This is a genomic window from Bradyrhizobium sp. 87 (genome assembly GCF_023073015.1).
Taxonomy (GTDB): domain Bacteria; phylum Pseudomonadota; class Alphaproteobacteria; order Rhizobiales; family Xanthobacteraceae; genus Bradyrhizobium; species Bradyrhizobium canariense_D.
Map to the genome: position 1 here is coordinate 1 of NZ_JADPIQ010000066.1, position 14,132 is coordinate 14,132.

Sequence of the window (14,132 nt, forward strand, 5' to 3'; positions counted from 1 at the left end):
GACCAGCTCCGCCGATCGCACGTTGTTCACCCCGCGCCAAACGGCGTAACATCCGCCGAGACTCTAATCGCCAATGGATGAAAGTTCAGCGGCAGGTCAGCAGCACTCCCCCTACGTGGGTTGCCATACTCCAAGCGGCGATTGCAGGTACACGATGGAGTTCTGGACGAAATATGTCCCGTGATGCGCAACACCGTTGATTGTGACCGTTAGGGTCCGAACTACAGCCTTCCCATGTGAAGCCTCGCTCACGGCAGTTCTTCAAAGCTCACGCACTAAGTGCATGATTTGGGCTGGCGTAGAAACTTGAACCACGTGTCGCTCTCTGAGCCGTTACTCGCGGCAGGCCCGGCGCACCGTGGCAGTCCAGCGGGGGCTAGAGAACCGATCCGAGGGGCCGCCAGTGGACGGCCTCTTTCGCCGGTTCACTGGGGGGCCTAGCACTCCCGGCGCTCTAATCCGCAATTGGATCGGCTGCCGGGAGCAATGGGGGCTGGAATGCGACCGGTCCATGTTCGCTCGAAAGTGACAAGGCGCCATCCGGTAGTTGTCCGGAGTCCATTTTCGGAACGGGGTATTCTACTGTGAGAACCCGGCCGATTTAAGTACCAACCAGTTTCAATTTGTCCGGGATGCCGCAGTGGGGCTGGAACCACGCTGCGGCTTTTCGTTGATTGCACCCAATTTCTTTGTTGAGCCGTATCTGGCGGCGCACTGTTTTCCTGCGGGGGATTAGTGAGCATCCAAAGCATAGTGGCTACAATATTGGAGCGCGAGCTTGCGGCGCGTGGCGTGCACTCGTTGAGGCATTCTGACTGCATGGAGATAGTTGAAAATCTACTCGTTCGCTTGAAGGAGCTGGACCAGGAATTGTCCGCACGAAATAGAGAGCAAAGCTTGGACACTCCCTGCATGAACGCACGACTGGGAGCGGCTGGGCGATAACCCGGCGTCAACGGGTAGCACGGTACGATTGACCATCGCGGACTGGTAACGAGTACCGCGGTACGCATGGGCATTGAGACAGGCCCGCCGGCTCCGAGGTCGGCGGGCTTTTCATTTGAGCGAAAGCCGCCCGTTGCCTCGGGAGATGCATCTTGACGCCAGTTGATGCAAAGGCTGTACTGGCCGTATTCTACCGCGTTAGCGGCTTCGCAGTTTTTGTGTGTGATTATTTTAGGGGCGTTCCATGCGTAATTCTGCTCGCGCAGATGTCCTGCGCCGCCAGTATCTGGATGCACTCATCTCTGAACTTTCCGAACTCGAAGCCCTTCGCAACCGCGTGCTCGAAGCTGAGCAAAGAAGGATTGGCACGCCGCACCGACGGCGGAGAGGATCAGTCAGAAGAACAGCTAAAGTTCGCGGGCGCCTCTAAGCTTCCGCCCTCCACAGACGACTAGTTGCCAGCTTCCCCTCGTAGCCCCAAGCTACAGACAATCCGTGAGTCGGGGGGGATTCGTGGAACGAAAGCCGTTTGAAAGCATGTCGCTTGAAGAGCTGTGGCGACTGCACACGCTCGTCAATGACGTTCTCGCCGTGAGGCTTGTGGCGAAGAAGGAAGAGCTGGAGCGACGGCTCGGGTTTCTCAACCGAGACGACAGGACTCCTTCGCAATAGGCATTGAGCGAGCGACGCTTGCCGCAGCAAAGGTGTGGGAGGACCGCGGGGGCTGGCTGAGCTGGCGCGCCCTCAACCGCAAGAAGGCCGCGTATGTCCCCACGGCCCCGCGCGTTGGGTAGCTTGCGTCAATCGCGCTAATGGCGAGCTGCGGCGCGCTCACTGGCGGGCCTTTCCGTTAGGAGAGGCAAGCGACGATGGCGAGAACCACGTCAGCGCCCAGATCACCGGAATACGCCGTGAAGATAAATCCGGCACCAACAACAAGCGCAAATGCTTTAAGCGTGATCATGTTCAGATCCCCTCGGTAGTAGGAGGAGGGTAGACCCCCACCATTTCCGGATTGCTTCGCGCAACGCGGCAAACGGTTTCATTCACCGAGGCGTTATCCGGAAGCTGCTGGCCGATAAAGGTTGCAGCAGGGGACACTGCTGTGGCCCGCGCGTGGTCAAATGAAGCCGGGTTAAAAGGATCAAGTGAAATATGCAGCCAGCCGCGGTGAGATGATCGTAATCCAGCGTTTCAGGCTTGCAATATGCCGCTTCCACAATCGGCAGAAGGTTTAACATGCATCATGCGCCGGCTCCGCGACCCCACGAAGGTCGGGAACAATCGGCGATCGGGGCGCATTCGTCTCCAGCTCCGGGCGATGTCTCGGAGCGGACGCGTAGAACTTGCGGCCTCAGGAATCATCCTCTGGGGCCGGCTTTTTGCAGCATTGCCTTGCCGCCAGTTTGATTTAGCCGTCGCGTATACCATTCGCATATGAAAGTTGGGCGGTCGCGAAGGCGATTTTACCTCCATGGAAAACGGCCGGGACATCGTGGCAACCCAACGGAAGCCTCATGCTCTTTCCACGGCAAAGCACCGTGTAATCGCCGGCGTCAAGGAGCGTCACCACCTTGCTGCCGTCTGGCAGCACGATCGGCTCGTCAAACTCGCGGGACCAACTCAGTCGTCGGCAGCAAATCCTCGCCGGCGTCAGCAACCGCGCATAGGTGCCGCTCTCATGCAGCCACCCCTTCTCGACAGCGCACCTGATGCCGGCGCCGAACTCCGCGCCGCTTGCCTTGAGCGTGTAGACTGGATAGTTGATCTTCTCGATATGGATTCTGCCGTCCTGTACTGCCTTGATGCCCGAAGCCAGCTGAACGAGCTGACGCGCGGCGACTTCCGGATCGGCAAAAGGGCGGTCGGTGACGTGCTTCATCGCTGGAATCAAAACCTCATGTGCCCGTGCTTGGCCTGACTTGCCCGCGACTGTCATGCCAGTTCGCGACGATATGGACAGATCCTGCGGAAGCGCGTCGAGCCGCAAGCGGGCGATTGCAGCGGCCGTTGATGTGTTGGGATTGCAGGTTAGCATTCGCGCCGCGCCTGCTGAAGGGGCGGCCAAAGTGGGCGCTACAGAAGGTAGGAACGTTGGAGGGAGCTCGGGTTTGTCGGCTTGTCTAGCCCAAGAGGATTCCGCATGATCAATCGAGATCGGAATTACCGTGACAACCCCATAGCCTGGGTGGTCATCGCAATTGTCGTGATCGCCGCGATCGCCGCCATTTTCTACAGCACCGGCAACCACACTATCGCGTCCGACCAGACCAGCGCGCCCGCAACCACAACCAGCTCAACGAACCGGCCAACAACGACCGGGTCGGGTGCTGGTTCTCCGGCCAGCGCCCCATCCACAGCTCCCGCAAATACTGGTACCGGGTCGAAGTAGGTAGAGAGCAACCCGCGTCCGGCGTTGATGCACTCCGCCAAAGCGTCGAGGGGCCATGATCGCACCGTCTAACCCGCGACCCCGTTGAAGTGGGCTTCGTTTCGCGTAAATGCCTGAGGCGAATAGGGAAGGTATCCTCGGCCTCAGGTCCGCCCCGTCCTGAGGCCGTCTTTTTTGGCCAGTCGACGGGAGCTGGGCATCCTGCTCTGCAGGAGCCAAGCTTCCCCTTGGAACTCGGTTCCAGCTCCGGAATTACCGGACGTGCCTAGAGAGATCAGGATAACACCGTGGTCATTAGCAGCCGCCTGCGTGGTGGCCTTTGGCGTGGCGGCTATCGTCTCTCCTCACTAACCCTGCTGCCGCGAGTGGCTTAGCTGCTCGACCGGAGCAGTATCGGAGCCTTTCCAGTCGGTCTGAGTGCTATTTTCGCGTCCGGATACTCAAACTGGCTTCTGGCCGAGAGCTTCGTGACCCCAAAATCGCCAGTTACCTGAGCCGCTCTTGGCCAGGCCGAGTGACCGGCGCCATTTTGCGATCGGCCCAGCTCTTGATATCGCCGACTGTCATCGCGTTGAGGAACGTATTGGCGTTAACCAGCTTTTCGCGTGTGGTCCGACCCGTCATGTCAGCGGCGGCCATAACTAAAGCAGCGTCGGCACTTTCTGCACCGGATAATAGCGCCACGGCGCCCGCCGGTCCCGCGAAATGGGCAAGGTAGAGAGAACCGGGCGTCACGGGCAGACCGCGCTTGGTCAGCATCGCGGCATGTTCCTCGAGCAGCCGTGCGGCAATGTCGCGCGTAAGCTCGGCATTTCCCCGCAGGTCCAAGACTCCCTTGTCGCTGCGGCCTTGGATCAGATCGCGTCGGTGCCTTCGAACGGCTTCGAGCCACGTATCATCGAGAAACTGGGCGGCGCCGGTGGCGCTCGACCGCTTGTTCTTTGCATTCGGGTCACTGTTGGACTCGGCTATGATAATGCGCTCGACTAATGCCTTCGCAGCCGCTCTGTCGATCGATTTCCCTTTCAATTGAGCATCGCGAAACAGGACGAAACTTGCGACGAAAGCCAGGCCGATTGCCAGTCCAAAAACGAGCGTGATGAATTCCGCGGACAACCACTTCCGCGCGGTGACAACGGATCCACGCTCGTCGCGGCGAGGCGGTCGGATTTCCTCGTCGCGGCGTATTTGCTCTGACACATGCGGCGGCAGCCGCGGGTTGCCATTGGCTGTCGTCCCAACGTAGAGGAGTCCGTGCGCTAGGTCTGGCATCGCGTCTGCAGGTTTAATGCTTTCAAAAGGCCATCGAAGGCACCTGACAGGCACGGCTTTGCCTCCGCGATTGGTTTGGCGCGACTGGCGCCTGCGCTTGCCTTGGAAATTCCGTGCCGGGGCCGAGGCCTGGGCAGCATGATTGCGGATTTTCCGCTTGCGTTGACTTTCTGCTCGATGATGTTCGAATGTGCTGGCGCAACGATCGCAATGTGGTCCGGCGGATTCTTTAGTTCGCTCGAGGAAAGTGGCTGCGGTGGCGCTTGGAGTTGCGGAGTTTCGAGCCGGTCTGCCTTGGTCAGTGTATCGTGTGAGGGACGTAATCCGACCGTTGCCAGAGCCGGAGGCTCGTTCACAGGCTCTGTGATGCGCGGCGGCGCCTCGAGCTCCATCACGGCGAGTGTACCGAGGCCAATTAGGAAGAGAGCCACTCTCATCTGATTTCACGCTCTCCGAACGAGAAACCTCACTCAAATCCTCTTAGAAATGAGCTCCAGAAATCAAGGACGGATTGCAAAGGTCCAATAAGGCCGCTTAGCGGCAGAGGTGAACCGGAAAGCGCTGCTATGGGAGAAGATCAAAGACAGGGTTAACGCGGATCATGCCAAACTGGCCGAGTGAAGGGGATAGCTACAGCAGCCCTTGCCATTCTCTTGAACCGACGGACAGCGAACGTTGCCGAAGGAGCAGAACACGCAGCAGTCTCCAGGGAGCGGCTTCAGGCGCTCGCCGCAACCTTTGCAGTCGTAGAAGAACTGGCAAGCGTCGGTCGGCATCACCTCGGCAGCAGCGTGACCGCACTTGGGACACGTGATCGTGGAGTTCAGGATCACTTACCTGAGGCGCGTGGCAGACACCGAGTAAGGAGCTGCCGGCGAGCCTGCTTCAGATCGGTCACCAGTTTTATCTTCTCTCTCAAAACGAGGATTTCGGAATATTCCTTTTGGAACTCTGGAGCGATGCGAAGTGCTTCGAGCTGCTGGGTGGCCAGTTTGAAGATCGCGGCAATATGCGTACCTTGAATGGGGTGCATGGTGATCAATCCGCTGTGGAGAAAAAACGGAACGGGACCATACAGCGAATTACGTTGCGGCGTCGCTGGAAATAAACAGCCAACAATGCTGTCGTTTTTGCAGCGCATCACCGCCCTCAGGGCTGGGCGGGTTGCCGTATTTGGCGATCTTGGTGCCGCAGCATTTCGCTCGACTTCCCCAGGACAACAAGGCTCCGCGCCAGCATCCCTTTGCCCCAAGATCTTCCACCTGCATCCGCATGAGTTGGCGGCGTATCAATAGAATGCGACGGCGATACGTTTTTCTTTACGCCAGACGACTGAACAGCGACGTGGGTCACCATCCGGAATGACAGTCAGCGCGAATTCGTCGGGAATCTTTTCATTTCCCGCAATATCAAGGGCGGCACCGTATACAGAGATGCTGCGGATCAAGCAATTTGCTTTTGAACGGCCGAAGCTGATTGAGCCGGACTTTGGGATGCGTGTCGAATGGTCCATGGTTTTTCTCCGAGAAAAGGGTTCGCTCCGCAGAGCGCAAGTCGATTGTCGTCGCACCTACTGTCTCAAAACGAGTTCGTTAGACTCTCGGGAGCCGATCCAGCCGGCGGGGCTTAAATTAAATACCATATTAAATTGGCTGATACATTAAATACGCTGGTTCAATATAATTAAATTTAGACATTTGATAGAAATTAGGTACCGTAGGTTGTGGGAGTTAGCCCATACGGAAGTAGACAGGCGGGCCTGGAGACGTTGTCGGGGCCGGTCGGCGGTTAAGCGAAGGCGCCAATCCGATGGCGGCGAGCGCACAGGGAGGCAAGTGCTGCGATCTTTCGTCAGGCTGCCCTCATTGTGGTTTGGTCATGTTCGTCCGCGCTCTGCCTACGTCTGAGGAGATCATCGCTCGCAGATTCAAGAAATACCGGCCGGAAAGATAAAGACCTACAATGAAAGCACCGCGCGCTCGCTAATCGTCGACAGCACCGGCCAAATTGCAGAGGTGGCGACGTAGCTAGACAAGCAGGCGAAGCCGGACGTCTTTACTGGACAGCGTACCGGTTGGCGTCGCAATCTCCATATCGACGACGCGAAACGAGCCATGACTTTCGTAAACGTAGCGAAGGTGCCAGACCGGACCGAGTTCCGGCGAAAGGGCGAAGTCGTCCAACGCGCGCGTGATGTTGTGAACGGCATCGCGTCGCCCGATCGGTGCGGAGAACATCGTCTCTATCAGCGCGGCCAGGCTCATGCCGCCGACCAGCATGGCTCGTGCAGCTTCGTCGCCGTGAGAAAGCCGCAGGGCGGTCACGATGACGGCAATAGCGTCGGGATTCTTCAGAGTCACAGCAGCGTTCGCTTCGCCAGCAAAAACATAATGCCGGATGCCGCCCTTTTCATGCAAGTGACGACGAGCCGACGCCAAGATATCTCAAGATATCTCAAGCGACAAACATGCCCACCGCGAGCCGCACTTGCGGAATGCGGGCGCCGCCTTCAGGGTCTAGTCGTGGGGTCGTTTCCCTTCGGCTCCTGCAAGAATTTGGGCATGTGTCCACGCGCATCACGATCACGCGGGGCGGGGCGTTCGGAGGGATCTCTGCCGACCGTGGACTGCAGCTCGGCCAAGTCGGTGAAGACGTCGGCCTGGCGGCGCAGCTCGTCGGCGATCATCGGCGGCTGGCTCGCGATCGTGGAAATCACGGTGACCCGCACGCCGCGGCGCTGAACGGCCTCGACCAGAGAGCGGAAGTCGCCGTCACCCGAGAACAGCACCATCTGGTCGATGTGCTCGGCGAGCTCCATGGCGTTCACGGCGAGCTCGATGTCCATGTTGCCCTTGACCTTGCGGCGGCCGGAGGCGTCGATGAACTCCTTGGTCGCCTTGGTGACGACGGTGTAGCCGTTGTAGTCGAGCCAGTCGATCAGCGGCCGGATCGAGGAGTACTCCTGATCCTCGATGATCGCGGTGTAGTAGAACGCCCTAAGTAGCGTCCCGCGGCTCTGAAACTCCTTCAGCAGGCGCTTGTAATCGATGTCGAAGCCCAGAGTTTTTGCCGTCGCGTAGAGATTGGCTCCATCGATGAAGAGCGCGATCTGTCGGTAGAGGAAGGCGACATTCAGTTCACGCTTTCCGTGAAACAGCGCAGATTGACTTGGAAAGATGGGCGGACCGCGACACGAATATGTCGGTCGCATTCTAGATAGATCGGTAGCGAAGATCTTAGAGTACAGACGGATGCTTTAAGCTTCAACTATTTTCGACCGGGGATCGAACTCTGACAATAGCCGGAAGTTGGTCTGTCGGATTTGTAATGTATGCTGTCTAATGCAGGTGCTTATTTCGCGGCGGCTCGCGCCATGCCGGTCGGCGATTGTGCCCTGTTTGATCTTTGGATCCACCGGCGCGGCCGCGGCTGGCGCCAGTCTGTCTCAGCTTCAGGCGGAGACGTTCTGCTGGTCGGAACCGAGGGGAGCCGACCCGCGGCTCGATACACCTGCTTGAGCCGTGTTCCAGTTGCTCCTGACAGCTCCTTACCGCAATGCTGGGATTTGAAGACACGCCGGCGCCGTGGTGTCGACCTGAATGTCAGGAGGGGCTTTCGGCGGTAGATCGCTTAGGCCGACAAGGACGTCGGGGCTATTGAGGCGAGCGGGGCAACGGTATGTTGCAGAATTCGATCGTGACCCCGCTTCGAGATTCCCAATGCAGCGCAGTTCGTCCGCTGGGCACTCGCTGTATTCGGCGCCCGCCCTGATCCCCGCACGAATGAAACGAGACAAGCGGCGTCGTTCTGCGCAATTGACGCCCGAGACAGTCGCCGTATTCCGAGAGGCCTCGAAATGCTGTGCTGCCCTCACGACCAGTATGAGTTGAGGGATCTAAGGATCGCAATGGCCGCCGCTCTCGGCCGGTCAAAGCTCCGCGCACCTCCGCTGGATCGCGAGCCAAGGTCGTTCATCGGCTGCGACGTTGAGTTGACCGACGTGGCGCTCGAATTGCGGGCGCGGTTACTGAAGGTTTCTGTAGAGCGGGTGGTTAGACCCGAGTATCCAGCGAAAGGCCAAGAACAAACGCCTTCGCAATTTTCTTAACACCGTCCGTCTGTTTCGCGAGGGTCTTGAGAGACTTCACATCGTCGCGCGTCCACTGGCGACGAACAGTCTTTTTCTTTTGGCCAACCTGGCGCCCCTGCAATCGTTCGGAGCGCCGTTTATCATATCGAACGGTGCGCAACACGAAGGCCGCAGCGGGAGGTTTAAACCGCTGCGGCGCGCATGGTCAAATGAAGACGGGTTAAAAAGACCAAGTGAAAGATGCAGCCAGTCCGGGGCAAAAATTCTGCCCTATCTTTGGCTCGTCTGTGAGGGCATTTAGTTCCGAGAACGGAACATTATGCTATTCTCTCGCGAAGCGGAGCTTGGCGCGTGCGAAACGACAAACCTAAGCAGTGGACCAAGAGCGAGGTACAGACGTTGATCAAAATGATCAACGAGGGCTCGACTGCGGTAGAAATCACCACCGAGCTCGGAAGGTATATGGCGTCCGTCAAGCGTGTGGCCCGAGACATGGGCCTTTTGCTGCCAAGGGCGAGGGGCGCTGCACAGAAGCGTGGACTCATCAGGCGCCCATGAATAGCGGACGAACCGGGTGTCGTTGGCCGATTACGTCGGCGTTGTACTTCAATTCATCCCCGCTACCCTGTTAGCATTGCAAACGAAATGTCATTGCGGGGTAGCGTTATGTCGAGTGCCATTGAGTTGATCGTTGATGGCTTTGCTCAACTGAAGGACCGGCGATCGCTTGAGGATCTCCGGATGCACCGGAGACGTTTGGCTGTCGATCTGAAGGCCAGAACTGGCTTCGACTACCGGCTTTCAATAACACAGATCGAAGAGGATATTGTTGCTATCGAAGCGGGCTTGAATACGCTTTCGAGTCCGATTGGTGGCTGACCAGAGTTGCTGCCAGCCAGCTAAGCCGCAACTCATTGGTAACGGTACGTTAGCGCGCCCGCTGTACAGTCTCTCCGTCCGGATAACTCAACCCTCGGGCGACGCAATGAAAGGCCTAGCTCACGGACTGAGCTAGGGCTTTTCTTTGTCCGTGGGCTGTGGTTGGCGGGCTGTGCAGCAGTGCCCGTACGCAGTGCAGTGTTGGCGAGCTGGCGTCCGTTTTTATCCAAGCAAATGGCAAGAAGGCCCAAATGACAGCCAGAGACAGGGGCGCGCAGAAACCGACTTGAGCGGAGCAGTGTCATTGAAGTGAGCCGTTGACCTTGCACCACGGACGAGCCCCCATCAGACCGGCACCCCACGAACGAAGGCACCAGTCATGCTCGTGCATGCCAAGCTCATCGCCGGCCGAGGGGGCTCAGCCGACGCCGCCGGCACGCTAACTCAAGGTGGCCGATGCCGCTTCTGTTTTCGATGCGGGGCACGCCGGCCCCCATGCCGGCGCGACCCGTCGCGGATCTTCCTATCACCCAGCTCACGCCCCAGCACTCCGTGCCGCCCCAAGTTGACGTGGAGAAGCTTGCCGCGGCCGCGCGAGCCGACTCACCTCCAGCTATCCCGATGGCCGCGCACAATGAAGAGATGCGCGACGAGCCGCGCAGCTGGACGGTAACCTCGTTAGGTGTGCTGCTGATGACGCTGGGGGCTTTTCGATTTTATGCTCGAACCGCACGGTTCGGCAGACGGTAAAGCTACGCCACCGATGCGCTTACACTGAGCGGGTTAGTTGACGCAGCCCCGCGATCGATGAGTTCACGCCGTTATAGCCGAATTGCCACACGTACAAAGGTTCCGCGCGCCTGCACTCAGTTCGGAGCTGCCTTAGACGGACATTCGATTAACATGACGATCCCCTTTTTGGATGGGACTGCCATCATGCGGGTACAAAGTGTTCGTGGTGGACTGCGGCAAGTGATCTGCGCAGCAACGCTTGACTGTATTGACGAGCAAGCGGCGAGACGTCGAGCCTAGCAAATGTATGGCGAGCACGACGTGCAGCTTTGGGAAGGCGATCGGCTTCCTCAGATGCGCTCGCCAGCTCTTTCTGTACCGGGCGAATAAGGACGTCGTGCGGCTACCGCACTGGCCTGCATCGTAACCGCTTCCCGGTCCGCCGTTCGGGGAAGCTGGCTCGCTCGATGAAGCCAAGCGCGCCGCTTCAAGGTCGCCTGGGAGAACTCCAACGCGAAACATCGGCCAAGCTGATCGATATCGCTTCACTGATCGGCGTCGTCGGTAGCTCCAAGCTGCTCCGGACGCTTTTCCTTTCAAGCAAGCCCGCTCCTGAGATTACAACATCCGCCGCTGAGATGAAAAAGGCCGCAGGAACAGCTCATCTCCTGCGGCCTTTATTTTCCCGGGAAAATTGAGTGCTTACGTAATGGACACTTCCAGCCCCGGCTGTTGGCGATGATTGCAGAACCTGGTTTGCGGGTTGAGTCAAAACATCTGTTCCGAATAGGAACCCGGAGGCTGTTGCGCGAGCGCAACGCCTTGCCGTGATGCGGAAGAGGGCGGGCCTTGAGCGGTATTCATCGAGAGCCCGCCCCAGTATTCTTGCGGGGCGGTTGAGACGTTCGAATCGATAAGATTCGGAGAAATGGTGAAAATGCAAGTCCACCAGCAACCGTAGCACCAAGCACGGCCGACAGGGAGGGAAGCATGGTTGCAGCTCTGCAGATACACTTTGCGCTGTGGGGAATGATTGTTTGCGCCGTCCGCGAGTTTCTGCACCTGGCCGAACTAGTTTAGAACAGCAGAAGCCTCCAACTAACCATTCCGAAACGTTTGTGGGCGATGGTACGAGCACCGGTCTTAACCGCGAGTGCGCCGGTGCAAAATGGGGCCCTAGCGCATTCAAGCAGCGCTAGGGCGTTTTCGTCGAGCCGTGACTCGGACCAGAGCGAACAGCTCGGGTTCAAGCCACTCTATTTTTATCGCTCGCGATCTCGTACTTTTCACTACACCGGAAATCACCGCGCTTTACGAGGTCGACCTCTTGAAGGGGCGATAACAGTGAAGCAGGGCGTATTCGTTGGTATTTGGCGCAGGTGAGCGGACGCAAACGTTCGCGCCAACCGGTAGATGGACCAACTGGCCATCCATCAGCATGTAGCTGCAGCTGTCGATCTTCTTGGTTTGTCTGCGGGACCATCATCGGCCGCCCCGGCTGAAACTAGCGAAGCAAGAGCGAGGCCGGCGATTATGAGAGTACGCATTGGCTCCCTTTCCATTCGAACGCGGTACGAAATGTCTGGCGCGGGCCTGGTGCCCGCAACCGATGTCGGTTGTTAGCCACCGCGACCGACATTGGAGGAAGCATTATCCAGCCATCGCCGCGTTGCGTCGTCACTCCATCCGGGGACCGCGAAGCGCGCCCGAGAATTGACATCCGGGCTCGGACGTTCCGCCGCGGGTTGGCGCGCCCGAGAGTGACGCACCTTTGCAGCGTCGGCCGAGGTGCACAGGAGCATCAAGAAACTCACCGCCAAAACCGAGCGCATAGTTCAGCTCCAATTCCGCAACCGCCCCTATCTGATACTCCGACTGTTCCCTCACAATCTGTGCCGGCTTCACAACTACGAGAAGGAGGCGAAAAGCGCGCGAGCTACTGCGCGTCGCGGGTGAGGAAACGGATATCGCTAATTCCGATCCGGGCAAGCCAGGCAGAGTACGGTTGGGTGCCTCGGCCTCACACCGCAAGGCTCCGCCGGCTCTTGAGGCCGGCGGTTCTCACGGCGTGGAGGCTAATCTTCCAAGGTTAGATAGTGCAGCGATGTCCAGGGATTCAAATTGCCAACGGGGCAAGGTCCTTGGCCCATCCTTCAAAAGCTCCTCCACCAGGGAACTGAGCTGGCTCTTGTCCGATATGAGACCATGGTCTAGCCTCATTTGAGACTGGAATCGTAGATCAATATCTCTCCCGCGCTAGAGCGGGAGGACTGCGAGACGTGGCGAACGAGGGGCGACGTAGCGTCTATGCTGCGCAGATATTGGTCGACGGCAGTCCTGTGCGGTGCAAGGTCCGCCACCTCACGGATTCCTCTGCGATCGTCCAAATCGATAACGCGCCTTTCGTGCCCGCGGCATTTGGGCTGCGCGTTCCAGGTGCTGGCTTGGATATTGATTGCTCCGTTGTATGGCGTGATGAGCGACGTCTCGCTGTGAAGTTTCTGAACTGACCCACGTCTTTGTTGACGCGCGTCCCTAGCTTCAAGTGGGACCGTATTGAAGCCGCTGCATGCTTGCCTCAGCTGAGTTGCATCTTGGCTTTCACAAACCGCGCGCCCGCGCGATCCAACGCGGCATCGCCGCAAGGCGTGAAGCCATGCGTGTGAGGGCATGCTGTAGGCCGGTATGGGGAGGGCGTGGCAGTTTTCGGACGCAATCCGCCATCGCAGATCGGTCGGTCCCAGTTTTACGCGCGTCTGCAAATCAAATGTTGAGGGGGTGTTGGCGCCTTAAGTCGATTGCCGTCGGGCAGTTGCGGTGCCGAGCCGGTTGCCTATCAAGCCGACCACAGCGGCTAAGATGATTACGACCACCAGTGGCGCGAAACCGAGTGCTCCGTCTCCGAGCGCAAGCCCAACTCCGCGACTCAAAATCCCACGGTCGCCCCGCTCAACCCTCGGACGTTCGACCAAAACACTTCCGGTTGCTCCTTTCCGAATTCAACAACTTCGCAATATTGTTCCCGCCATTCCAGCGTTGCCTATCGGGTGCTCAGCGAGACGCCCAGTAACGACGCCTTGACCATTGTGTTCGTTATCAACGCTCCGTCCGCATGAAGGGGCTGCGCTCTGAGACCAAACGAAGGTCGGGGTCGGCGGCCACCGTCATGGACGCCTCGATCCGCAGGGGGTCTCTGGGGGACCCTAAGCTAGCATTGAACTTTTTGGAGCCCCGGCTCGGACCATTTCCACCCCGCTGCCGATTTTTTCGCGATCAGATAAAGTAGGATCGCGATCAGGCAATTTATGGCGGCTGCATCCCGAAAACAACCGCTTACAGGTTGGGCAGTCGTCCAGGCGCACGCCGCATCGACAGTGTTACCACTGTGTCACCAGCAGGAGGGCCTCACCGCGCGTTTGGGCTGCGGGCAAGGACGCCAAGATGGAGCATTCCGGGGGGAGGGCCCCAGCCCACCCTTTGCGCAAATGCGCGTCCGCACCAGCTGCAGGCCGTGATCGACTTCAATTATGTCCCGACTGTCAATCGCGCCGGTGGAACTTAATAGCCCCTTGATCTTTGCGTTAGGCGCCGAAGTGAATAGGCAAACGATGCTCCGCTGGCTTAGCTCAGATCGTCAAAAGATCCGAAGCGATCGAAAGCAGCTTGAAGCGAGAGCTCGCCGCCTGCTGCAGAGTTACCTGACGGCCAATGAGTGGCAAAAACACCAATACTATCAGGCAATCGCCGGCGCGGCTTCTGCATGTCAGCCTGGTATTGATGATCCGAGCTTAAGTAACGAGAAGCTTGCTGAATTAACCTCTC

9 protein-coding genes and 1 pseudogene are annotated in these 14,132 nt (G+C 58.4%); 3 read left to right on the plus strand and 7 right to left on the minus strand.

Features of this window, described 5'->3' with window-relative positions; all coding sequences use genetic code 11:
- Window positions 1-2,356 precede the first annotated feature (2,356 nt).
- The 7 genes and pseudogenes from IVB50_RS42710 to IVB50_RS16140 form a co-directional block, all read right to left on the minus strand.
- Window positions 2,357-2,827 (minus strand): hypothetical protein, encoded by a 471-nt coding sequence (locus IVB50_RS42710; RefSeq protein WP_346771303.1) that lies wholly within the window; start codon window positions 2,825-2,827, stop codon window positions 2,357-2,359.
- Between the two features lie 996 nt (window positions 2,828-3,823).
- On the minus strand, window positions 3,824-4,453 hold the full coding sequence (locus tag IVB50_RS16115) for a lytic transglycosylase domain-containing protein (protein WP_247296450.1): 630 nt from the start codon (window positions 4,451-4,453) through the stop codon (window positions 3,824-3,826).
- Between the two features lie 755 nt (window positions 4,454-5,208).
- Window positions 5,209-5,442, minus strand: coding sequence for a GDCCVxC domain-containing (seleno)protein (locus tag IVB50_RS42555; RefSeq protein WP_247296452.1), 234 nt, complete (start codon window positions 5,440-5,442; stop codon window positions 5,209-5,211).
- A complete protein-coding gene (locus IVB50_RS16125; RefSeq protein WP_247296454.1) occupies window positions 5,439-5,750 on the minus strand; it encodes a hypothetical protein in 312 nt (103 codons plus the stop codon). Before IVB50_RS16125 ends, IVB50_RS42555 begins: the two co-directional genes overlap by 4 nt.
- Window positions 5,751-5,897: 147 nt before the next feature.
- The gene (locus tag IVB50_RS16130) at window positions 5,898-6,122 is read right to left on the minus strand and encodes a PilZ domain-containing protein (RefSeq protein ID WP_247296455.1); all 225 of its coding nucleotides are present in this window, start codon (window positions 6,120-6,122) and stop codon (window positions 5,898-5,900) included.
- A 514-nt stretch (window positions 6,123-6,636) separates the two neighbouring features.
- Complete coding sequence (locus IVB50_RS16135; protein WP_247296456.1) at window positions 6,637-7,047, minus strand: hypothetical protein; 411 nt, start codon at window positions 7,045-7,047, stop codon at window positions 6,637-6,639.
- Between the two features lie 71 nt (window positions 7,048-7,118).
- Window positions 7,119-7,741: pseudogene (locus IVB50_RS16140) on the minus strand (NYN domain-containing protein).
- Between the two features lie 1,624 nt (window positions 7,742-9,365).
- Here IVB50_RS16140 and IVB50_RS16145 point away from each other — a divergent pair.
- The 3 genes from IVB50_RS16145 to IVB50_RS16155 all read left to right on the plus strand — a co-directional run.
- The gene (locus IVB50_RS16145; RefSeq protein WP_247296459.1) at window positions 9,366-9,578 is read left to right on the plus strand and encodes a hypothetical protein; all 213 of its coding nucleotides are present in this window, start codon (window positions 9,366-9,368) and stop codon (window positions 9,576-9,578) included.
- A gap of 1,199 nt (window positions 9,579-10,777) precedes the next feature.
- Window positions 10,778-11,008, plus strand: a complete 231-nt coding sequence (locus IVB50_RS16150) for a hypothetical protein (protein ID WP_247296460.1) — start codon at window positions 10,778-10,780, stop codon at window positions 11,006-11,008.
- A gap of 2,829 nt (window positions 11,009-13,837) precedes the next feature.
- The coding region (locus tag IVB50_RS16155) for a hypothetical protein (RefSeq protein ID WP_247296462.1) at window positions 13,838-14,132 on the plus strand (295 nt) is incomplete at its 3' end.